Raw genomic sequence first — 24,311 nt, 5'->3', positions numbered from 1 at the left:
CTTCAATCAAACTGTTGGGCTGTGTGAAGTTCATAATACACCCCACGTTGATCCATCAGTTCTTCATGACTTCCATGCTCAACAATTGTACCGTCATCAAAGATGAACAATTGGTCAGCATTTTTGACAGTGTTGAGTCGATGGGCAATAACAAAGCTCGTTCTTCCTTGCATCAACGTATCCAATGCCCGTTGCAAATGCATTTCTGTTACTGAATCGATACTGCTTGTGGCTTCATCAAGCAACAATAACTTAGGGTTACGTAATATTGCTCTCGCGATGGACAGCAATTGTTTTTGGCCTTGGCTAATTCCTTTTCCATCTTCAAGCATCGTGTCATATCCTTGAGACAACTCTCGGATAAACGGATGGGCATTGGCTAATTTACATGCTTCAATGACCTCATCCCTTGTTGCTTCTGGCACACTGTAGCGAACATTTTCCAATACCGTCTCATGAAATAAAAATGGATCTTGTAAAACGACTGCCATATTCTCTCGTAAACTGTCTCTCGTTAGTGTCGATATGGAAATGCCATCAAGAAGGATCTCCCCTTCATCAAGTTCATAAAATCGGGTCAACAAATTCATCATCGTCGTTTTTCCTGCTCCCGTCTTACCGACAAGAGCCACTGTTTGTCCTGCATTTACATGGTACGTAACATCTTGAATAGTCGGCGTTGTATCATAAGAAAACGATACATTTTGAAATTGAACATTCCCTTGGACTTTCCAATCGATGACTTTTGCATCCTGTTCGTCTGCTTGTTCCTTCTCTTCTTCAAGCACACTAAATACCCGCTCAGCTCCTGCAATCGCTGACAATACAAGGTTAAATTGGTTTGCAAGATCGTTTAATGGACGTGTAAACTGCCTTGAATATTCTACAAAAATAACAATTACACCAACAGTGACGAGGCCATTAACAGCTAACACACCACCTGCTAAGGCGATAATCGCAAAACTAAAGCTGTTTAACGCATTCATAAACTTAGGAATCAACCCTGAATACACTTGCGCCCAAAATCCAGTTTCCCTAAGTGTTGCATTTTTCTCTTGAAACCGCTCAATCATTTGATCTTCTTGTGAGAACATTTTCGTAATTGAATGAGCGGAAATCGCCTCTTCACTATAACCATTCAGCTCGCCAAGATGAGACTGTTGTTCTTTAAATAACACTCGCGTTCGTTTCGTAATCCATCGAATACCAAAGAACATCATCGGAACGACTAGCATGGCAACGAGCGTTAAAATTGGACTTAAGTAAAGCATGACAATGACTATTCCAATAAGTGTAATCACACTCGTAAACACTTGAATTACCGATGAGTTCAACGTATTGCTAACGTTCTCGATGTCATTGTTCACTCGACTAATGAGATCACCTTGTTCAGAGCGATCAAAAAATCGAATCGGCAACTGCAATAGATGGTCAAATAGTTGAGAGCGCAACCGATAAACGGTTCGTTGTGAAATGCCAATCATGACAAATTGTTGCAGCCATACGGTGAGTGAATGAAATAGATAGACGATTAGTAACAACCCGAGCATCCATACGAATCCATTAACTTCCCCGGTCGCGATGAAACGATCAATGCTCATTCCTACGATAAATGGTCCCGCTAACGCAAGTAGTGCACTCATTGCAACGAGTAAAAACACGATAACGAGCTTAAGTCGTTCTTTGCGCATTGTTTCCCAAAGTTGCCATAACGTCTGACCGATGTTTTTTGGCTTCTTTCCTTTCGGTTGATCCGCAGCAGAATGTTTTTTTAGCATGTCTTCTAAATGGGAAACGTCATGCTGAAATGGTGCTTTTAATTGTGTTTTCATAGACGATCACCATCTTGTTGCGACTTCGTAATCTCTCGGTACAACGTACTCGATTTTAACAATTCTTTGTGAGTACCTGTGGCGATTAATTCACCATCGTCTAACAACATAATTCGATCCATTTTCTTCGTCGTTGCGACCTTTTGTGTTACGAGTAATGTCGTACACCGTAAATCTTCAAGTGCACGCAAGAAAGCATGCTCCGTTTTCATATCCAATGCACTCGTACTATCATCTAACAGCAAAATCGCTGGATTCCGAAGCAACGCCCGAGCAATTGTGAGTCGTTGTTTCTGTCCTCCTGATAAGTTGATCCCCTTTTGACCAATTCTAGTTTTTATTCCTTCTGGTAGCTTTTCAATCGTTTCAGATAATTGAGCCCGTTCTAAAGCATCTATGATCTCAGATTCAGTCGCATTTTGTTTGCCAAAGGCCACAACTTCTTTTAACTGCCCAGAAAATAAATGCACATGTTGTGCAACGTATCCGACTTGAGCTCGGATTGAAGAAGTTGCATAGGTTGAACCTGGCTGATCGTCGTATAGTATACTTCCTTCATTCGGTTCATAAAGCCTTGAAACGAGCTGCATTAACGTCGTTTTTCCTGAACCTGTTGCACCGAGTATGGCGACCTTTTCACCAGGATTAATCGTAAACGATATCTTTTTTAAAACACGGGGCTGATTAGGATCGTAGGCGAAACTCACATTCCTAAATTCAAGCTTTCCGCTTAGTTTTGTAGTTTCTCCTTGATGGACATTGCTCTCTAAATCATCAACTGGAGATTCCATCACTTCAAACAGACGTGCACTGGACGCTTTTGTTCTCGATAAGTTCATAATAATCATCGAGAAAATTCCTAAAGCCATCGCTGTACGAGTGCTATAGTTAATAATGGCGACAATTTCACCTGTCGTTGCTTGACCTACCTGAATATACGCTTGACCAAACCAAAGAATTGCCAAGATGCTCACATTCATCAATAAAAGAATGATTGGCATCGTCACTTCAACGTAGCGAAAGGCAGAAATTGTCTGATCACGTAACTTGCTTGCTCCTTGAACAAAGCGCTTTTGTTCTGAGCGTTCTTTCACATAGGCTTTAATTAAACGGATGGCTTGAATGTTTTCATGGACGATTGTATTTAATTCATCTAAATGATGCTGGACTTTACGGAAACGTGAACTGGCAGCGATAAATAGCCAAAGTAGTAAAACGAAGAGTAGTGGAACGGTAACAAGTAATATGATCGCAATGCGCCAATTCACAACAAGAGCCATGATGACACCACCGACAACTAAAGCCGGCGCTCTGGCCATAATGCGCATTGACATAAGTAGCGTATTCTGAATTTGAGTGACGTCATTCGTTAACCTTGTCGTTAATTTCGCATTGTTGAAACGAGTGACATTATGTAGAGAAAATCGTTGAATCTTCGTAAAGAGATCTTGTCGCAACTGCCAACCGACTTGTTGACTAATATGTGCGGCTAAAAAAGAATTCAGTACTCCTGCAACAAGTGACACGAACGATAAAACGACCATGAACAACCCTAATCGCAAGACAACGCTAAGTTCTCCAACGACAATCCCTTCATCAATCATTCTGGCAATAAGCAACGGCTGAGCAAGTTCAACCGTCAATTCTATAACCATCATGAATAGCGCTAAAGCTATAATTAATGTATAGGGCTTTAAATACGTAATTAATTTCCTCATGATGTCCCCCGGTAAATCCATTGGCACGATGTTACAGCCGATCACCAATTATTACTACAACGAAGCGCTAACGTGTCTTTTGGAACAAGTATAGCACGCTGAAAAAAACTGTCAATTCTGTAATTTGATGACGATGTGCGCCCTAATGATCATTACATCTTAGAAAGGGCATCGATCACTTTTTGATAATAAGCTTTTGGATGCGGAACGAAACGAGGGTCAATCTCGTTGTCACATAAGAGTTGTTCACATTCTTTTAAAGAGAACCATGAAACCGACTCAACTTCCTTAGTATCTAACTTAAGTTGATTAAACAACTGGTCATCAACTAATTTGCTATACGTGTAACAATACTCTCGATCGAACTTTCCGATCCCCATCGAAGCTTCAACAGGAATCACACCTAGAAAATCTAGTTCTTCTATTGCGAACGACAAACCTAATTCTTCTTCAACTTCTCGTACCCCATCATTCGGCGTTTCCCCTGCTTCAAGATGACCAGCTGCGCTAATATCAAACAAATCCGGATAGTCTTCTTTTGTGTTCGAACGTTTTTGAAAAAGAACGTACGTCTCATCGTGTTCTTTCTTAATCAACCAACAGTGAAACGTATGGTGCCAGAGCCCTTTTTGATGAACTTTCGTTCGTTCTTCAACTCCGATATGCTTGTAATTCTTATCAAATACATCAAGATATTCCATCACATTCTCCCCTTAATCATCGTTGTGATTTAGTGTACTACATGCAGACAAAAAGGGAATAAAAAATGCCCTTTCTTATGAAAGAGCGTTGTTTAACGTAAAAGGGACAACAGGCTTCATCGCTTCAAATGGATTCCGACAACTGCGACAGTATAAAATTGAACGACATGCAGTCGGACCAAATACGTTATCCATCGAAACATACGGGGAATCACAGTAAGGACAATCCACGTGCCATTCTTCGCCTTCCACATAATCCGTTGGAGGAGGCGCAATCCCATTTTTCTTCAAGTTTTCTTTTCCTTCATCTGTTAATTGTTCGGTTGACCACATCGTTTCGAACGAAAATGATACGTCACACGATGTGAGCCAGGGTAATGTGCATAACGCTTCTTTGACGTTCTTCTCAATAATCGTGAGCGCTGGGCATCCGACAAATGTTGGCACGAGAATGACGCGTACATCTCCACCGCAAACAGCAACTTCACGAACCATGCCCAAATCTCGAATTCGTACTCCTGCAAGCTCCGGATCATCAACCGTACCTAAAACCTTCATCACTTCTTCTTCACGAGTAGAACTCACAATGATTGCACCACCTTACAATATCATGATTTCAAAACGGCCCCTTCTATTATGTTATATAATTAAGAAGTACGCTGTCAATAAAAAGTCATAACATTCTAAAGCTTGCGCCATCGATAACTTCCACATCATCTCTTAGTTTGAGACGATTCATTAACGTAAACAAGGCACTGTCTTTTTGTTTCGCTTCAATCATGCAGTCAATTTGGTTTACAGTTCCTTTAATTGTATGTAAAAACTCGAAAAATAGGTCAGGTTGCACAAAATCATGATGTACTCGAAATTGTTCATCACTCTTTGGACTTGATATGTGCATTTTCACTGGTAAAGGCGACATCTCCCACGTCGAAAGAACACGCTCCCAATGATCTTCCCAACGCTCATCATTATGATTAGCAAGATGGTGATGGTAATCAAATACGAGTGGTATTTGTAGCTTTTCACAGAGATATAGCGTATCAGTTAACGTAAACGATTTATCATCATTTTCTAGCATAATCATCTGCTGTAACGAAGACGGCACATCGCCCCAATTATCAATAAACCGTTCTAATGCACGATCCTTTTCTTTGTATTGACCACCCACATGCATCACACATCGATGAGTAGGGTCAATGTTCATCCCTCTTAGTAACTTATAATGCATTCCGAGCGTTTTAAGGGAAGCTTTAAAGATCTCCTTCTTTTGAGAATTTAAAAGGACGAAATGATCAGGGTGAAAGTCAACGCGCATTTGATGTTCATGAATGTATTTACCAACTTCTCTAAGTTTGTCACGAAGAGGACGCATGTATTTCCAATCGAGCAACTCTTCATGATTCGCGAGTGGAATAAGCCTAGACGTTAATCGGTAAAATGAAATATCAGAAGCTCTATTGTGCTTTAAAATGCGCAACGTATTGTCCAAATTCGATAACGCAATTCGCTCTAACTTTCGAATTGCTGCATCACGGTGATCAATTGATTGAAACTGCTTAAACGTCATCGTTTGAGAAGGTGACGCGTTCGTGAGTTCTTGACTCATCGCTACATACCCTAGGCGTACGAGTGTCATGACATGAACCTCCTTGTCTATGAATAGCTTGCCCGAAGAAATAACTGCCATTCAATTGAACATAAAACGATCCAAACTCTAACGAGTCTGGATCGTTTTATTAGCGTAGATCGTCGATGTCATCGTGCTCGGCAAAACAATAATTGGCCACCAAAATGGCGTGCCACTCCATCCGTGTTCTTCCTTTCCATTTTGACGCAAGAAAATAATCGCTGGTGTTGTTTTCGCTAACTGACGAGCAACCCTTAATTCACTGCTCTTTGTGCTCGCTGTGTCCGGTGATGTCTCGTATACTCCCGTTTTTGTGAGTCGCCGGATGTTACGATTCGTTTTTACGACGATGTGAGCAAAGTCTTTCTTTGCCGCATACGCAATCATCGCCTTTACATCATCAACGTGAAAAGAATAGCCTTCATCCATGACGAGCGTTTCACTGATCAAATCAAAAATGTTAGAGACCGCAGAAAGCGAAAGCTTTCCAACCTGCTTATCCTCAAAAGGAAGCAACAACCGATCGATTCGTTTTATATGCGGAATAATCCTCGTACGATAATCCGTTTGAAAGCCTGTCGGCAAAATCCGCTTATGAGGTGCCAACGTCTGTAATTCAGAAAGCAATAACTTGTTCGGACTGCAAGGAATCAGTTCTTCGTTCTCAGCTTTTTCTATAAAGACGACTTTCTGGTCTTCCCCTTCTTTAGAAAGTGACCTGCGTAACTCAGAATCAAATTCGTGCATCCGCTTCATCACGTTGTAGATTTTTTGCGTCGTATAAAACCTTGTTACAACAACGTCGTCGATGGCTCTTGCACCGTACATTCTTGAATGCTGCATCACCGTATCTTGTTGAAAATTCCTCGGATTTCGACCGTAATAAAACCCAATGACGTTTTGAACGGTGATTCCACGATCAAGAATTTGACCACCTATGAAAATATTAAGTGGCGCATGCAACCGCAATTCACCTTGCTGATTGAGCAAATTCTCCACATCTTGTTCTGAGTTCACGACCTCCGTTACGACATGCTCATCATTTAAAGCTTTTTTCACACACTCGTACACGTGCTCAAAGGTAGGCTGAAAACGTGTCGTCGATTGAATCACATGTTCATATGACTCTTCCACGATTTTCTGAAATGCCAGCTCATCACCGTGCATGAGCTGGCGAAATTGTTCTTCCATCTTTATAACAACGTCCGCCTGCCACTCATGCGCTTTTTTCCCACGGTCTGTGTGAATCAAAAACGAATACTTCTTCCAACGCTCATTGGCGTGGCGCTGTTGTTCCCACCGAACTGCAGCTGCGGTGACGAAATTAATAAACGCATGACGCAGTCCTTTCACATTACCCGTCGTTAACAGCGTCGTTTCCTTCACGCGCCTACGATCTTGTTTTTTTAGGACTTCTATTTCTTGTTCATTCACTGGCCAGAATAACGTGTTGGATAATTCGCTATCAAAATACGTTTTACTGCCAATATACTGATCATGAATCGGTACAATCTCAGTAAACGCTGGACGAATAGGGAGGTAACTCTTTTGTTCATGAACCGTACGGTCCTCAGGCTGCAAGTACAACGAGTACGGCGTGGCAGTTACTTGTAAATAAGAAGAATACGATAGACCCTTTCGAAGTTGATCAAGTTTCGAAGAGATGACTCGTAATTCCGTAATGTTAGAAGCTTGATTATGATGATATGAAACACTTGCATAATCTGCCTCATCATCAATAAATAAAATACGTTTATCTTTGAGTTCTGGATGCGTCTCAAAAAACAGCTCATGTAATCGGTCTAAATTCTTCGTTTCCTTCTTTACGACGAGCATGAGTTTTTGATTACGTTCATACTTTCGAATGCGATTTGGTAGCTTCATAATGTCGTACACTCTCGCTTGGTCGTTTTCAATTGAATCATGAAATTCGCTCATTAAGCGTTGACACGTCTGTTTTAGCAAAGCATTTGATGACTTTGTTAATACAATTGCTATGTCGTAATCCCGATCAAATGCTACACCCATTACACCGATAAATGCTCTTGTTTTCCCAGATTGAATGTTTCCAAGTAGCATACCTGGTCGATTTGAAGATGTCGCTTCTGAAGCTAATTTATGATACGTACGAAAGATGACTTGTTCAAGTTCGTTATGGTAATGTTGATTCGCTTGTAATTGCGAGTAAAAGTTCATAGTCAAATCCCCTGTTCACTTAACATATACAGACGAACATCATAACACGCATCACAAAACAGGGGTAGATGAGTCCACTCATCTACCCCTGCTCAAATTCACGTCCCACAGTACGTTGTATACGGCTGATGACCTTCTGGCGGTTTTGTGTACGAATCATGATCACTTGAATAAGAGTACGGATCCTTTAGCGCCTCAACAAATTGAATGAGGTGTGATGAATCCCCTTGATTTGCATGACGTAACACATCTTCTACAATATGGTTTCTCGGAATAATCGCTGGGTTAACTCGTTTCATTTGTGACATGACTTCTTCTTTAGTCGCTTCTTGACGCGAGAGACGCGCTTCATAATTCTCAAGCCAATCATCAAAACGTTTCGTCCCATATAACCCTGTTTCAGCCCACTCTCGTAGTGTTAACGCACGGAACGTATTCGTAAAGTCCGTCTTACGTTGTTCCATTTGCGACAGCAGTTCTCCAATAAGCTCACCGTCTCCACTTTCCTCACTCATTAGCCCAAGCTTCGAACGCATACCTTGAATCATTTCAATCTGATACAAGTCTTTGAAACGGCCGATAGCTTCTTGTGCGATCTCAACACCTTCTTGCTGTGAATCACTTAGAAGGGGAACTAACGCCTCTGCAAGACGAGCCAAATTCCAATTTGCCATGTACGGTTGATTGCTATAAGCATAGCGTGCGTCTTGATCAATTGAACTAAACACCGTTCTCGGGTCGTACGTATCCATGAATGCACATGGTCCGTAATCAATTGTTTCTCCACTAATCGTCATATTATCTGTGTTCATAACACCGTGAATAAAGCCGACGAGTTGCCACTGGCTAACGAGCTTCGCCTGACGCTTGATCACTTCATCAAGAAAATAAGCATAACGGTTGTCTGCGCTTTGAAATTGCGGGGTATGACGTTGAATCGCATAGTCTGCAAGATCTTTTAGCATTGAATCGTCTTTTAGCGCTCGGGCGTACTCAAACGTACCGACACGCAAATGACTGCTCGCAACGCGGGTTAAAATTGCACCTTGTAACGCGGTCTCTCGATGGACAAGCTCACCTGTTGTAACAACAGCCAAACTTCTAGTCGTTGGGACTCCTAGGCCGTGCATCGCCTCGCTGATCACATATTCTCGAAGCATTGGTTTTAAAGCGGCACGACCATCGCCACTTCTAGAATATGGCGTACGTCCGGAACCTTTTAGTTGAATGTCAACGCGCTCGCCATTCGGTTTTTGTTGTTCACCGATGAGCAGCGCACGACCATCTCCGAGCATAGTGAAATTGCCAAATTGGTGACCTGCGTATGCTTGAGCAATCTTTGCTGATGACTCTGGTAGCTCGCTTCCTGAAAAAACATCGACCTTTTCTTGTTCATGAAGGTCATCGAGACCGATTTCTTTCGCTAATTCATCATTCCACATAAACATCTTAGGGGACTGGACTGGTGTTTCCTCTACCTTAGAATAGAACGTTTCTGGTAACTGCAAATAACTATGGTCGAACTTCCACATCGCATAGATCCCTCTTTCGTTACGAATCGTTTCCCGTATCGTATCACAAATCAAGGGATTGCGTTTATCGGTTGAATCCAAAGGGAATCGATGAGTAAAAGCGTAGAAAAGAGGGAAGATTTTGAACAAGAAAATTATGGCCTTTGTTCCAACTTTACCTTTCCTTCTAACGATGGCTTGTGATACACAAGAAGGCGAAAACACAACAAATGAACCCGTTGAGACGACTGAAGCAAGCGATGAAGATTTAGAGCCTGATGAAGATCCCCAGCCTGTCGAAGAAGATACTGTCAATGCAACTCCTGATGAAGACAACACAGAAACGCCAGGTCATGAAGTTGATGAAGCGAATGAAGAGGAGTCTGTCGAACATGATGAACACTATTTTACAGAGAATATCGTATTGAATCATGATCAGTTCTTTGATGAAGAATATGGATTAATACCCTTGATGACAATTACTGCATCCGCATCGGATCTAGACCATCGACTTCTAGCTTCATTTACGTCGAGCGATCGAACTCAAGATAACATTACAGAGTACATGACAAACATAGAAATTGATGAAGATAATGTCATTCATTTCACATTTTCTGATGATCTTTCTACAGCCCCTATAAGCATGGCTTCTACCGAGAGCCGAGGGTTTATGGAAATGTTGCACGCCGTAAGTGACGGCTTTGGCGCAGAACAAATGAACTTCTACACCGGAGACGAGCCTGGCGTACTGATAGATCCTCTTGCTGAAATGGAAGAAGTACCTGTAGAGCTTGAAGAAGGAATCGGTTATTATCGACCAACTATTTCCTCAGAAGATAGTGAATATGAGAATGTATATATACCTTCAAGAGTAACGGACGATCCGATTGTAAGTGAAGACTTCGGAGAAGTCCTTCTTGAGTTGCAGACATTTGAAGGCGGAGCTTATTATGAATCACCAATTTCAGACGTTGTTGAATTGCATGACGCTTGGATCGAAGACGACGGTAAAGCACAACTTCATTATTCAATTACCGATGAGAGTGAGTGGGATGAGGAACAACAACAAGCATTTGAATATGCCGTATTTCTAACCGCACTCGACTTTAATGCGACCAATGTAAGGCTTGTTGATGAAGGCAATCAAGAAATTCTCGATTTCCCGTTGCTTGAAGATCGTGATCCCCATGCAAATCAACCTGAACATTAATGAAAAATAGCCATTCCAATTGTGGAATGGCTATTTCTGTGCAAGGGTTAGGATCTGTATGATATCTTTATCATGTAATTGTTCTAGGTCACCGATCGGACCATATAAAGTAGCGTTTTTCGCCATTTCTTCGAATCCTTCTGCAGGAAGATTAGCAGCTTGTAAATTCGTTGGCATTCCAATCGTCGTAAGAAACGCCTCTACTTGCTTAATTCCTTCGTAGGCATCGACGGTAACATCTGAAGTTGGTATAACCGAGAACACGTTATGAGCAAACGCCGCGAATCGTTCCGGGTGTGTTTTGTACACGTATTTCATCCATGCAGGCATCACGATTGCAAGTCCTGTACCGTGAGGAAGATCCGCGTATTTGCCGCTGAGTTCATGTTCAATCGCATGACTTGACCAATCCCCTTCAATACCACCTAAACTTAACCAATCATTGTGGGCCACCGTAGCAAGTAGCATCATTTCCGTACGCGTCCTCTCGCCGTCTGTACCTTCAACTAAATCTTTCGCTACAGAAACAATAGATCGCAATGTCGCTTCTTGCCATTCTCGCACAAAGGGTAAGGGCTCAAGCTGTGAAAAATACCGTTCAAATACGTGTGAAAAAATATCAGTGCAGGCGATCGCAAGTTGTTTCTTACTCAAACTGTTCGTAAAATCAGGGTTTAAAAGTGCAAACTGTGGGCGAATGTAGTCATTGCTTTCCATATCTCGCTTCAACGCGAACGTATCGTGAGTGAGAACACAATCCGCACTCGCTTCAGAACCCGATGCAGGTAACGTGACCAAGGCACCGATCGGAAGTGCCTTCGTCACAGAAGCTTGATCACTAAAGAAGTCCCAGACGTCACCTTCATGCTCCACGCCCACTGCAATTGCTTTAGCTGAATCCATGACACTTCCACCGCCGACAGCAAGAATGAAATCTACGTTTTCCTCTCGACAAAGCTCAATACCATCGAGAACAAGCGAGCGGGTCGGATTTGGTTTCACACCACCAAGTACAACATAGGAAATTCCCTCTCGTTGTAACCACTGGGTGATTTGATCATACACTCCATTTTGTTTAATGCGATCGCTTCCGTAATGAAGCAGAACTCGCGTACCACCAACTTGACGAATTTCTTTTCCTACTCGTTCAACTGAGTCGGTCCCAACGATTAGTTTCGTCGAGCTTTGATGAGAAAATGAAAGCATCGTACCTACCCCTTATTGTTTCTTCCGTGACCTTCCTGATAGTAAAAGACCAAGCCACAAAGCAAAACCAGCGATCAAGAACACCATAAGTGAAGAAATGGCAATGAACATTTCTCCAGTTGCAGCACCAGCAGAGAAACCAACAAACACCGCGAACAACATCGTACCAACTGCTAAAGCATAGAGCGCTGCACGACCTTGATGCATGGCATATCTTTTTGTAGTCTCAATCGTTAGTATGCTATAGACAAGAAGCGCGCCACCTGAAACTGTAAAGATGTTCGGTCCAACGACAGAAACAGACTCAAGATCCATAAACACGAGCATTAACGACGTAAGAGTACCGAATAGAATGAGGACTGCAGAAGCGACAATGCCTACTTTTGAAATGCGCGCAGACTTTGATGAATACATGTTGTGTTTCGCTTCTTCTTGTGAAGATCGTTGCAAATCTTCAATTAGACCACTTAAATCTCCAAGTGATGCTTTCGCTTCCTTAAACGCTTGATCTTCTTCTAGGCCACGTGACTTGTAGTCACTTATCTTCTCCTTCATGTTGGAAAACAATTCTTCTTTCATTTCATAGGCTTCTTGACTACTTCCAACATTTTTAAATAGATGATTGATGTACGTCTCAATCTTTCTATCCAACGCATCAGTCATGTAGAATCTCTCCTTTAATAAGTTGATTGATGACTTCTTTTGCAAAATCCCAATCTTGTCGATTTTGTTCATATCGCTCTTCTCCTTCTGGTGTTAAACGATAATACTTCCTTCGCCCACCTTGCGTTTCATCGCCCCAGTAAGACGTGATCAACTCTTCTTTCTCAAGTCGACGAAAGGCCGTGTAAAGTGTAGCTTCTTTGAGTTCGTATTGATCGTCACTCAATTGAATGATCTTCTTATAAATGTCATAGCCATAGCTATCTCCTTGACGAAGTATATTTAGAATAATTGTGACCGTATGTCCTCGGATCAAATCAGTAGAAATTCCAGACATAACCTCACCTCCTAAAATACATTATATGCAACATTACTATTTGTGTCAAAGTAATATTGCACAAAAAAATCACACGAAAGGTATAAGCCCTTCGTGTGACCCGTAAAAACCATGTGTTTATACCGTTGCAAATGGCTCGTACTTACTGCCGTGCGCTGCGGCAACCGCTTCGTATGTGATTTGGCCTCGGTACGTATTTAAACCTTTACGTAAATTCACATTGTGAAGTAATGCTCCATCTAAATCATTAGCGATTTGAACAGCATAAGGAATTGTCACATTACTTAATCCAATCGTAGACGTTCTCGGCACAGCCCCTGGCATATTCCCAACAGCGTAATGAACGACATCGTGCTTCGTATACGTTGGATCATCGTGTGTAGATACACGGTCAACCGTTTCAAAAATTCCACCTTGATCAATTGCCACATCAACAATGACAGAATGAGCTTTCATTAACTGTACTGTTGATTCACGGACGAGACGAGGTGCTTTTGCACCTGGAATTAATACGGCTCCGATGACAAGGTCTGAATCAATGACGTTTTCGTGAATGCTGACGGGGTTACTCATCACAGTCGTTACTTGGTTACCAAACAACTCATCTAATTCACGCAAACGAACAGGGTTCGTATCTAGAATTGTCACACTTGCTCCAAGACCAATTGCAATCTTGGCTGCATTAGTCCCAACAACGCCGCCACCAATGACGGTTACTTTGCCACGAGGCACACCAGGAATTCCGCTTAATAAAATTCCCTTTCCGCCTTTAGGCTTCTCAAGAAACTGAGCGCCAATTTGAGATGCCATCCGTCCAGCCACTTCACTCATCGGTGTAAGAAGCGGAAGCGTTCCTTTATCACTTTCAACCGTTTCAAATGCAATTGCTGTCACTTTCTTTGAAACGAGTGCTGATGTAAGCTCAGGCTCTGCTGCTAAATGTAGATAGGCAAACAAAATCAGCCCTTCATAGAAATACTCATACTCACTTGCAACTGGTTCCTTAACTTTCATCACCATTTCCATCTTCCAAACATCAGCTGCAGTTGGCTCAATAACAGCACCAGCTACGTGATACTCTTGGTCCGAAAAACCAGAAGCAACTCCTGCCTCCGTCTCAATATGTACGTCGTGTCCTGCTGCCTTCAATTGACTAACACCCGCTGGTGTAATAGCCACACGATTTTCGTTGTTCTTTATTTCTTTTGGAATTCCTATACGCATAAACTTAATCCTCCTTAAGGATGAACGACTTCAAGATCAGATGCCTTATACAAACTCTGGCGTCGCTGACTCCAACTACCATTGATTCTCTCACGGCGAAGCACTTCTTTATCTGTTGTTGCAACGAGTACATCTCCAGTTGAAACGTTTGATTCAATTAGCACACCGGTAGTTGAAAGTTGCGATACAAGTGGCGAGTAGATGCCTGTTACTCCATGATACATTTTGCTATGACTCACAGTTGGCACTCTGCCAACGAGTGACGATGTGACAACAAAAATTTGGTTTTCGATTGCGCGTGCTTTGGCAATTCGCTCCACTTCTAGTGCCGAGGCTTGGGTTGAGCCTGCGAAAGGTACGACTACCCAGTGTGCACCACGTCCGACTGCCAACCTTACAATTTCTGGGAACTGCAAATCATACCCTAACATGAGCGACACCTTGCCAAAGTCCGTTTCAAAGATGTTTAGTTCATCTCCAGGAGCTACACCATACTTTCGTTCTTCTTCGATAGTTATATGCAGTTTGTCTTGAACATCAACCGTCCCATTACGGTGAAAAAGGTGTGCTCGATTTTTAAGCGTTCCTTCGTCTTTTACAAAGGTTGAACCTGCAAAAATGTTCATGTTATAACGAACTGCAAGGGTATGAAACAATGAACGGTAGTTCTCATAATCTTCAGCAATCGCTCTCGCTTGCTTGCTTGGAATGGTTTCTTCTTTGAACGATAACCATTGCAAGGTGATCAATTCTGGAAATACGATCACTTGCGCATGGTGTTCCAATGCGATTTGCACGTCATTCTCCACATGAATCGCAAAATCTTCAAAAGATGAAATTGGAGATAGTTCATATTGGCTTGCTGCAAATGTCACAGGCAATGAACGTTGATACAACGCCTCATCAGGCTGTACATAATGAGGATTTTTCCATTCCATGAGTGACGCGTATTCTAACGATTCCCGGTCATGTTTCAAGTAGCTTGCTAAAACTTTTCGCAATTTGAATCCGTGCGATAATTGAAACGTTAATACTGGATCGTAAATATTCTTCTTAATCACTTCTTCAGCATACTCTTTAGCGCTAAATTGATCCGCATACTTATGATAGTTCGGCAATCGTCCGCCAAACAAAATGCTTTCAAGATTAAATAATTGGCAAATCCGTTGTCTTGCTTCGTATAGGCGACGGCCAATTTTCATATGGCGATAGTCTGGATGTACGACGACTTCGATGCCATACAAATGTCGACCATTCGGATTGTGGTTACGAATATATCCGTCATCGGCGATGTCTTCAAAACGATGGTCTTCTCCATAATCTTCAAAATCGATAATTAAACTTGAACAAGAACCGATAATCTTACCGTCGTATTCGACACAGACTTGGCCTTCAGGGAATGTTCGCAGCTGGCTTTCAAAGTGTTTTCTCTTAAAAGCGATTTCAGGAATACCAAACCCAATCGCATTTACAGTAATGATCTGATCGATATCAGCAAACGTCGTCTGCCTAACGATGATTTTGAGTTCACGACTCATAAAGCAACCTCCATCACGAGTTAGTTGGTTTTTATGGACACAAATTTCTCGATAAGATAGTCGTCAAGCCCATATTTGCCGCCTTCTTTGCCTGTTCCACTTTCTTTTATTCCACCAAATGGGGCTTGAACGGTAATTGGAGTCGGGTCGTTAATGCCAACAATGCCGTATTCAAGTTCATTCATCACTTCATATGCACGACTAAGATCATTCGTAAAGCAATACCCTGCTAATCCGTAACGGCTGTTATTTGCCCGTTCAATGACTTCTTCCGTCGTTTCAAATGAGAAGATCGGCGCGACCGGTCCGAACGTTTCTTCAGTCGCAATCCGCATGGTGTCGGTTGCACCTTGAATGACTGTCGGTTCAAAGAAATTCCCATCACTTTCAATGATGTTCCCTCCACTTAAGACTTTGCCACCTTTAGAACAAGCATCTTGAACATGTTCATTTACTTTCTGAACCGCACCATCGTTAATTAGAGGACCGACATCTACACCTTCTTTCGTCCCATCACCAACCGTTAACTCTGATACTTTACGCGCTAAAAGATCTCCAAACTCTGAAGCAACCGATTGTTGAACGTAAACACGGTTTGTGCTAATACACGTCTGACCTGCATTTCTAAACTTGGACATGAGCACACCGTTTGCCGCTGCTTCAAGATCGGCATCTTCAAAGATGATAAAAGGGGCATGACCACCAAGCTCCATACTCATGCGTTTCATCGTTGCAGCTGAATCACGCATAAGCATTTTACCGACAGCCGTTGAACCTGTAAACGTCAGCTTACTCACATCTGTGCTACTCGTCATCTCTTTACCAATCGCTTCTGCATCTCCAATGACTAAATTCACAACTCCTGCAGGCACTCCCGCTTCATGGAAACATTCAAATACGTTAATCGCAGAAAGTGGTGTAGCCGGTGCAGGCTTCAATACGACCGTACACCCCGCAGCCAATGCTGGGGCAATTTTTCTCGTAATCATTGAAAAAGGAAAGTTCCATGGCGTAATTGCCGCTGCGACTCCGACAGGTTGGCGAAGAACCATAAGGTGCTTGTCTTCATGAGATGCTGGTACAACATCGCCATACACACGCTTCGCCTCTTCTGCATACCACTCTAAGTAGTTAATACCACTCGTGACTTCCCCTTTTGCATCAGCAAGTGGCTTACCATTTTCTTTTGTAATCGTATTAGCCAATTCGTCTGCACGAGAGCGCATAATTTCAACTGCTTTTGCCATATAGGCACCTCTTGTTGCACCTGGTAGCTTACGCCACGTTTTGAAGCTTTCACTGGCAGCTTGAATCGCTTCTTTCGTTTCGTTTGCGCCAACGATAGAGACAGAGCCGATGACCTCTCCTGTTGCTGGATTATACACATTCTCTTGATCAGTCGTTTCCAACCATTCTCCATTAATGTACGCCATAATGCCCCTCCTGAGTAATCGATACAAATTCATTTTCGCTAGGTTTGCCGACACAAAGATCCATCGTCCGCTTTGATAAGTTCATCACAACAGAAAAGACCGTTTCCATCTGACGATGTGTGGGTGCCGCTTCGTTTTTGAAATGATTGATAGCATTCGGTGCGTTGTACGTATCACCTAGCCATGATTTAAAAGTGTCTTCATCAATACGCTCATTATTAACGAGCGCGCCGAGCATAAGCTGTTCTGCACGTTTTTTACGAAGCATTGAATCTTCAAAACGTAACTCATTCATATCGATTAAATCTTGCAATACTTTCTGTGATAGTACATGGTTCGTATGAACGAGCCTGCCGTCTTCACCACTCACGTAATCCATTCCAAAAGGTGATACTTCAACGTTGACACTCATTCCAGCGTCTTTGCCATTGTCATAACCAATAAGAAAACTTGCTGCTGCCGCGATTTGTTTTTGCTTAATCTTCGCAATGGCTTCGCTCATACTATAAGAATTGAGCACTGCCCGTAATCCGAGATGAATTGGCAACTGATCAGACTTTTTGTCTGTAATGAGAGCGTTAAAACAAATCCCAACCCCCGCTTCATTAAAGCCAATTTTGCCGATCATGCCACCTTCAGTTACCATCGTAATTTTTGGCGCATTAACCGCTTCGATATCAAGGAGTAACAAGCTTTTCTCTTGTTCCCCTTTCCAGTCCCAATTTTGTGCAATGATCGTGTCATTGGTTAACGGCGGATACACAGACACCGCTGTACAACCATCCGAAAAACTCGGTCCACTACCCGCTAGAGCAATTTCACTTCGCGCATTTAACGCTAAAATGTCTTCAAAATCAACTCCAGCACCTGACGCAATACCTTCAATTTCTTCTAACATCGATGGATCGTGCTTTTCAATCGCTTTTACGTGAACGAGCGCCCGCTCACGCGCTTCTTGCCACGTGATATTTTGGTATCCATGGAAAAGACGCTCGTATAAATCCAAACTTTGAACAACTTGCTCTTTTCCAAGCTCACCGTGTTTCTTACCGATTTCTTTTGCAGAACCTGCTAACGTTAAACGTTTAATCATCCGCTCACTTCCTTTTCATGGATTAAAAGGAGGCTGTTAATGCCTCATCGATGATCGAAATCATTTCCGCAATCTCTTCTTTGGTAATCGTTAACGGCGGTGCAATGGCAATTACATCTCGATTGGGACCTAATGCTCGTAAAATGAGTTGGCGTTCAAAGCATTCATCAACGACTTTGACTGCAGGTGCAACATCTTCAGCGAAGCGTTCTCCCGTTTCAGCATTCTTTACGACTTCAAATGCCGCTAACATACCGATCGAACGACTATTGGCAACGTGAGCATGTTTTTCTTCAAGTTTCTTTAATTGTGCAAGTAACTCTTTTTCCATCTGAGCAGTATGTTCTACGATTTTCTCATTTTCTAAGATCTCAATATTCTTCAATGCAACCGCACAAGCCGTCGGATGTCCACTGTACGTAAACCCGTGAGCCAATACACCGTCATATTCGTTAATAACCGTATGAATTGCATCGTTAACCATGACGCCACCTAATTGGGCATAGCCACTCGAGATTCCTTTTGCGATGCTCATCATGTCTGGCGTAACTCCCCAATGCTCTACACTAAACATCTTGCCTGTACGTCCAAACCCACAAATGACTTCATCTGCAATGAACAAAATTTCATGCTCATCACACAATGCTCGTACTGCTTCCAAATATCCTGCAGGTGGAATGTACACACCGCCAGAACCTTGAACAGGCTCCAATATAACAGCAGCAATGGAATCAGCACCTTCACGCTCAATCGTCGCGCGAATTGATGATTCATAATCCGGGTCATTTTTGTCACCGTTTTCACAAGCAGTAATATGAGCTTTCGCATGGAGAACATCTGCAATCCCTGACTCTGAGAAGTTATGGAACAACGGGATTGCCGTTGCCGTTTGTGCACCAATTGTTACACCGTGGTACGCATTTTCTAATGCAATAATCTTGCGCTTTTTTGGTTTGTTCTTTTGCGCCCAATAAAACCGTGCCAATTTAAACGCCGTATCATTTGACTCTGAACCACCCGACGTGTAGAACACTGCGTTTAAATCGCCTGGTGAGATGCTTGCTAATTTCTCTGCTAATTTAATCGCCGGTTCATTTGAGTAACCTTTAAAGGAAGAAGCATAAGCCATTTGAGTCATTTGTTCATAAGCCGCTGTCGCAAGTTCTTTACGACCATGGCCGATATTTACGTTCCAAAGCATGGATAACCCATCAAAATATCGCTTTCCGTCTTTACTGTTGGCGTAAACACCTTCGCCACTCGTGAAAATAAGCGGCGTTCCTTCTTCTTGTTGCAGCTTCGGTGATGATGTCGGATGAATATAATGCTTTTTATCTTGCTCAATTAATGTATGAACATCGTTTGCTACCGTTTTAACCATGAAAAACGCCTCCTAAGTATGCAATCTATACCTAGTTAAAATGCAATTCTTATGCCAACACAAAACCTTACTCAATCACGCATAAATCCACTTCATTTTATGCATAATTGCATAATTAATGATTCAGTGCATACATGTAAAGCGAAACACCTGCATGACTTACTCTCTTGCAGATGTTTCGCTTTGTAGCTTTGCCCATTTTCGACTAACAGCCGATTGACTAATCCCTAATGCTCTCGCAGCTTTTGTCGTTGTCTTAAATTGTTCCATCGCAAGACGCAATAATTGGTTCTCAACGAGTTGCTTTGCGTCATTTAAAGGCATAACAGAAGCCAAAACCGGTGATGTTGCTGACGGTTTCATTACTTTTTCGACACGTAAAAATTGACTAGCTGCTTCTGCAGAAATTAAATCATCGTCTGCAGTCACGAACAATCGCTCAACGACATTTTGAAGTTCGCGAATATTCCCAGGCCATGCGTACGTCTCAAGTAAGCTAAGTGCATCGGGCGAGAACGAATGGCGCATCTGATAACGCTCATTTAGCTTTCTTATAAAGTGGTACGCTAACAGTGGTATATCATCAGGTCGCTCTCGTAATGGTGGCACATGGATGGGCACGACATTAATGCGGTAGAACAAATCTTCACGGAAACTACCTTCTTGTACCATTTCATCCAAATTCCTATGCGTGGCTGCAATAATCTGCACATCAACAGGAATTGGCGTTTGTGAACCAATTGGCACGACTTCCCCTTCTTGCAAGACACGAAGCAACTTCACTTGTAATGACATTGGAATATCACCAATTTCATCTAGAAAAAGCACACCGCGATCTGCCTGCTGAAAATAGCCCGGCTTTCCCTTTGAATCAGCACCAGTGAATGATCCCTTCGTGTAACCGAACAGCTCACTTTCGAGGAGTGATTCAGGAATAGAGCCACAATTTAGAGCTAAAAACGGTTCACTACTTCTTGCACTTTTCTCATGAATGGATTTCGCAATCAGTTCTTTTCCAACACCCGTTTCCCCGTGAATGAGGACAGTTGATGAGAACATCGATAATTTTTCGATGTTCTTCATGATTCTCTCCATTCTCTCACTAGCGTAAATAAGCGTATGCTTTGGGGTTTGTTGATTCTTTAGACTTTCTAGTTCTTCCTTATAACGATTCGAGATGGCCTTCGTTTGCCTCAATTCTGATTTCAACTGAATATTCTCTGTTATGTCCCTTGAGGCAATAATAATTCGTTCAAGTTCTCCTCTTGCATTAAATACGGGGTTTCCAATCGCAAGCACTTTGTCACCCGAAGGAATCTCTTGAACGACAGACACTTTCTTTTGTTGTTTTAAGACGAGCTTTGTCACCGATGGAGGTAACCCTTGTAAATCAACTTCTAATAAATTCTTACCAACGAGCGCATCGATCCCATCAGGCCATAATCCTTCAATATACTTGTCGCTATGGCGTAGCAATGTGCCATCTTTATCAACAATTAACACTTCATCATACATCGTGGACAAAACCGCATTTAAGTCCCGGTTCAAGTCTTTCACAAATTCTATTTCCATTGCCATCTGTTCAACCATTGGCAGATCTTGAACGATGATTATTGCCCCTTCTACTTCTCCGGTTCCATTCTTAATCGGGCTATAGTCGACGAGGATGCCCATTTCATCTGTAATGAGAATTTGATTTAGAAGTGTTTCACCGTATGTAAACACACGATGTACGTGATCTTGTTGAAACACTTCACCAGCTGATTTACCGACGACTTGTTTATGTGTCGACCGAATCATCTGCAGCGCCTTATCATTACTATTCATAATTCGTTCGTTTTTATCAACGATGAACATGCCCATTGGAATCGAAGACAACAGAATTTTTAGTAGGTTCGCGTTATGATGTTCTCGTTGAAACAGCTCAATTAACACATCTTCTCGTTCAATGAATCCAATTGGTGACTCTGATTCATCATGAACAATCACAATCGGCTCACCCATTAAATGAAATATCAATGGAAGCGTAAACGATTGATCCGGTTGAATCACCCCGACATTGTGCATGGATGTAGAAACTAACTCTAAGTCTTTGCGCGACTGAATGCCGTCACTATCTTTCAACTCGACGTAGGCTTGCAGTTGATTATCCTTTTCCAAGAAAAGGAACGGCTCTTTGCACTCTTGCAAGTATTCTGTTATTTCATCGGAATGTTCAGGAATGGTGTAAATTGGTCGCAGTTGTTCCATTAACATAACAAAACTCTCCCTTTTTATCAGTATACTAAAAAAGTAGAGAGATTGTTAGAATTGTTGATAAATTATCTAACTAGCTTGCTTACTTTCTGTCGTCGGTTCATCCTCTTCATACTCAATTGTAAAGCCAATATAGCCATAAATAATCGCTACAATCGGACTTAACAACGCCAAGAATGCGTACGGCGCATAACTAAACGCGCTTACACCAAGCGTTGCGAACATAAACGCTCCACACGTGTTCCAAGGAATTAATGGTGATGTCATCGTCCCTGCATCTTCAACCGTCCGTGATAAGTTCTTTAATTTCAAGCGACGTTTTCTGTATTCACCTTCATACATTCGCGCCGGTAAAATAATACTCAAATATTGATCACACCCAACGACATTCGATGCAAACGCAGTGGCAACTGTCGTTGCAATTAGACTTCCTGTAGATTTCGCAAGACGCATCAGACTTTCAACGATCGCCTTGAAAAACCCTGCGGATTCCAATATCCCCCCGAAACTCATCGCAATGATAATTAACGAAACGGTCCACATCATCGCTTCAACGCCACCGTTCGTTAATAAGTTATCGACAGCCTCATCACCCGTTTCGACGACATAACCTTCAACAAGCATGCCGATTGTATCTTCAAACGCTACCCCTTGAACAAAAATAGCACAGATTAGCCCGAGCACTGAACCGATGACGAGTGCCGGAATTGCAGGGGTTTTCATGATCATGAGAATTATAACGATCAGAGGAACGAGAAGTAACCACGGTGTGACCGTAAACAATTCTGTTAAATTTTGTTGCAGATAAGCAATTTGAGACGTATCCGATCCAGATTGATGTAAGAAAAAGCCCATGATCGTATAAATAATCAACGAAATAATCAGTGCGGGAATCGTCGTATAAAGGAGATGACGAATGTGCTCAAACAAATTCACCCCGAGCACCCCTGGCGCTAAGTTCGTCGTCTCAGAGAGCGGTGATATTTTATCTCCAAAGTAAACACCTGAAATAATTGCACCTGCAACCATCGCTGGATTCATTCCGAGTCCTTCACCAACACCCATTAAAGCAATACCAATCGTACCCGCAGCCGTCCAAGCATTACCGCCAGCTAACGAAACGACACAACAGATAATACAAGCAGCAACAAGAAAATAGCCAGGAGATAGAATACTCAACCCGTAATAAATCATCGTTGGTACGATTCCCCCAGCAATCCAATACGCGATAATCGTTCCGATAATAATTAAAATGATGATCGCTTGCATGGCAAGTCCAATAGCTTTTAACATCCCCGATTCTAATGCTTTCCACGTGTGACCTAGAGCCATCGCAATGATGACAGCAACTACTGCACTAATAAACAGTGGAAAGTGTGGGTCTGCACCGTACCCCCCAATCGCAACGACCAATGCAACAATCATAAAAGCAATTGGCAATAACGCTATGAGCAATGTCGGTTGCTTTGCTTCTTTCATTCCCTTCTCTCCTTTTGCGTGTATCTTTTTAAGAGAATTGAACCTGCAAAAAACTTGCCAACTTACTTTTACAGTCCCATCAAGAAAAAACGCAGTTCTGATTATGCATTTTTGCATAATCAGAACTGCGTGCATAATTCTTAACTTTCATTTACGACTACTCAATCTTTGAGGCATTTTTCATCAACACGTTCTAGTACTCTAAGTAAATTGCGAGCTTAATGTATGCACATAAACATGAATGAAATCCCTATCTCTAATAAGCCAGTCCGATTCTAGCTCCTATGTACTTATCACATTCGACTTGCTTCCAAGTACATTCCGCTGTGTCAGGCACGGATATTTTCGCTCCACCTTCTGGCAAGAAGTCACGTTCTACTCGATACTGTCCAGTGTACTCCCCATCTGGCAAATAGGTTGGGCAAACGATCGTCCAATCAAGACCTGATGCCTTCAAAAAATCATATGCTCGGTGATGGTCTTCTGCTGCTCGAGTTAGCTTACGCTTTGATTCACTGGATTGATATCGAAGCAATTCAGGTGATGTTCTACTTTGTAAAATGCCAGCTGTACCTACCGTAATGATTCGCCTTATCCCTTGCCCTTTCATGGCGTCTATGATGAGTGGCATGCTCTCCGACAGCGTCGTTGATCCATCTGTATTAAGTGCACTAATGACAATGTCTACACCTTCAATTGCACGAATAATATCATTTGTATTTAAGACATTTCCTTTTATAATCGTTAGGTTTTCATGCTCTGTCTTGGCATTCTCTGGTGTTCGTACTAAGACCGTCACGCGGTAATTTTCTTGAAGTGCATGATTTACAACATGACTTCCTACCCTTCCTGTAGCGCCTAAAATTAAACAGTTCATGCGCATTATTCCTCCTCTATATCTCT

The 24,311-nt window shown here is 42.2% G+C and carries 19 protein-coding genes; 1 reads left to right on the top strand and 18 read right to left on the bottom strand.

Annotation, left to right across the window (positions count from 1 at the left end):
* Positions 1 to 2 precede the first annotated feature (2 nt).
* The 7 genes from JOD17_RS07400 to JOD17_RS07370 all read right to left on the bottom strand — a co-directional run bounded on the left by JOD17_RS07400 (position 3) and on the right by JOD17_RS07370 (position 9,609).
* Positions 3 to 1,832 (bottom strand): ABC transporter ATP-binding protein, encoded by a 1,830-nt coding sequence (locus JOD17_RS07400; RefSeq protein WP_204696645.1) that lies wholly within the window; start codon positions 1,830 to 1,832, stop codon positions 3 to 5.
* Complete coding sequence (locus JOD17_RS07395; protein WP_204696643.1) at positions 1,829 to 3,550, bottom strand: ABC transporter ATP-binding protein; 1,722 nt, start codon at positions 3,548 to 3,550, stop codon at positions 1,829 to 1,831. The genes JOD17_RS07400 and JOD17_RS07395 overlap by 4 nt, the downstream gene beginning before the upstream one ends.
* A gap of 152 nt (positions 3,551 to 3,702) precedes the next feature.
* Entirely contained in the window at positions 3,703 to 4,251 is a 549-nt protein-coding gene (locus tag JOD17_RS07390; protein WP_204696642.1) for an NUDIX hydrolase, read from the bottom strand.
* Between the two features lie 75 nt (positions 4,252 to 4,326).
* A complete protein-coding gene (gene paaD, locus JOD17_RS07385) occupies positions 4,327 to 4,836 on the bottom strand; it encodes a 1,2-phenylacetyl-CoA epoxidase subunit PaaD (RefSeq protein ID WP_338028767.1) in 510 nt (169 codons plus the stop codon).
* Between the two features lie 88 nt (positions 4,837 to 4,924).
* The gene (gene uvsE / locus JOD17_RS07380) at positions 4,925 to 5,890 is read right to left on the bottom strand and encodes a UV DNA damage repair endonuclease UvsE (RefSeq protein ID WP_204696640.1); all 966 of its coding nucleotides are present in this window, start codon (positions 5,888 to 5,890) and stop codon (positions 4,925 to 4,927) included.
* A 78-nt stretch (positions 5,891 to 5,968) separates the two neighbouring features.
* On the bottom strand, positions 5,969 to 8,077 hold the full coding sequence (locus JOD17_RS07375; RefSeq protein WP_204696638.1) for a Z1 domain-containing protein: 2,109 nt from the start codon (positions 8,075 to 8,077) through the stop codon (positions 5,969 to 5,971).
* 98 nt (positions 8,078 to 8,175) lie between these two features.
* Entirely contained in the window at positions 8,176 to 9,609 is a 1,434-nt protein-coding gene (locus JOD17_RS07370; protein ID WP_204696636.1) for a protein adenylyltransferase SelO, read from the bottom strand.
* A 121-nt stretch (positions 9,610 to 9,730) separates the two neighbouring features.
* Between JOD17_RS07370 and JOD17_RS07365 the strand changes: the two genes are divergently transcribed.
* The gene (locus JOD17_RS07365) at positions 9,731 to 10,798 is read left to right on the top strand and encodes a hypothetical protein (protein WP_204696634.1); all 1,068 of its coding nucleotides are present in this window, start codon (positions 9,731 to 9,733) and stop codon (positions 10,796 to 10,798) included.
* Positions 10,799 to 10,828: 30 nt separating this feature from the next.
* Here JOD17_RS07365 and JOD17_RS07360 read toward each other — a convergent pair whose 3' ends face one another.
* The 11 genes from JOD17_RS07360 to JOD17_RS07310 form a co-directional block, all read right to left on the bottom strand.
* Positions 10,829 to 12,004: an iron-containing alcohol dehydrogenase gene (locus tag JOD17_RS07360; protein ID WP_204696632.1), complete on the bottom strand. Its 1,176-nt coding sequence runs from the start codon at positions 12,002 to 12,004 to the stop codon at positions 10,829 to 10,831.
* 12 nt (positions 12,005 to 12,016) lie between these two features.
* The gene (locus JOD17_RS07355) at positions 12,017 to 12,667 is read right to left on the bottom strand and encodes a permease prefix domain 1-containing protein (RefSeq protein ID WP_042360835.1); all 651 of its coding nucleotides are present in this window, start codon (positions 12,665 to 12,667) and stop codon (positions 12,017 to 12,019) included.
* Complete coding sequence (locus JOD17_RS07350; protein WP_042360834.1) at positions 12,660 to 13,004, bottom strand: PadR family transcriptional regulator; 345 nt, start codon at positions 13,002 to 13,004, stop codon at positions 12,660 to 12,662. Before JOD17_RS07350 ends, JOD17_RS07355 begins: the two co-directional genes overlap by 8 nt.
* A gap of 117 nt (positions 13,005 to 13,121) precedes the next feature.
* The gene (gene ald, locus JOD17_RS07345) at positions 13,122 to 14,228 is read right to left on the bottom strand and encodes an alanine dehydrogenase (RefSeq protein ID WP_204696630.1); all 1,107 of its coding nucleotides are present in this window, start codon (positions 14,226 to 14,228) and stop codon (positions 13,122 to 13,124) included.
* Between the two features lie 14 nt (positions 14,229 to 14,242).
* A complete protein-coding gene (locus JOD17_RS07340; protein WP_204696628.1) occupies positions 14,243 to 15,766 on the bottom strand; it encodes a GNAT family N-acetyltransferase in 1,524 nt (507 codons plus the stop codon).
* 20 nt (positions 15,767 to 15,786) lie between these two features.
* A complete protein-coding gene (locus tag JOD17_RS07335; protein ID WP_204696627.1) occupies positions 15,787 to 17,199 on the bottom strand; it encodes an NAD-dependent succinate-semialdehyde dehydrogenase in 1,413 nt (470 codons plus the stop codon).
* Positions 17,186 to 18,292, bottom strand: a complete 1,107-nt coding sequence (locus JOD17_RS07330) for a C45 family autoproteolytic acyltransferase/hydrolase (protein ID WP_204696626.1) — start codon at positions 18,290 to 18,292, stop codon at positions 17,186 to 17,188. Before JOD17_RS07330 ends, JOD17_RS07335 begins: the two co-directional genes overlap by 14 nt.
* A gap of 22 nt (positions 18,293 to 18,314) precedes the next feature.
* Positions 18,315 to 19,673 carry an aminotransferase family protein gene (locus JOD17_RS07325; protein ID WP_204696625.1) on the bottom strand — a complete coding sequence of 453 codons (1,359 nt, stop codon included), beginning with the start codon at positions 19,671 to 19,673 and terminating at the stop codon, positions 18,315 to 18,317.
* 159 nt (positions 19,674 to 19,832) lie between these two features.
* Positions 19,833 to 21,929 carry a sigma-54 interaction domain-containing protein gene (locus JOD17_RS07320; protein WP_204696624.1) on the bottom strand — a complete coding sequence of 699 codons (2,097 nt, stop codon included), beginning with the start codon at positions 21,927 to 21,929 and terminating at the stop codon, positions 19,833 to 19,835.
* A gap of 69 nt (positions 21,930 to 21,998) precedes the next feature.
* Entirely contained in the window at positions 21,999 to 23,408 is a 1,410-nt protein-coding gene (gene nhaC / locus JOD17_RS07315; RefSeq protein WP_204696623.1) for a Na+/H+ antiporter NhaC, read from the bottom strand.
* A gap of 256 nt (positions 23,409 to 23,664) precedes the next feature.
* Positions 23,665 to 24,285 carry an NAD(P)-dependent oxidoreductase gene (locus JOD17_RS07310; protein WP_204696622.1) on the bottom strand — a complete coding sequence of 207 codons (621 nt, stop codon included), beginning with the start codon at positions 24,283 to 24,285 and terminating at the stop codon, positions 23,665 to 23,667.
* Positions 24,286 to 24,311: the final 26 nt, after the last annotated feature.

Source organism: Geomicrobium sediminis, from assembly GCF_016908595.1.
GTDB lineage: Bacteria > Bacillota > Bacilli > Bacillales > Marinococcaceae > Geomicrobium_A > Geomicrobium_A sediminis.
Note: the sequence above shows the minus strand (reverse complement) of the source record. Positions and strands in the feature narration are given on the sequence as shown.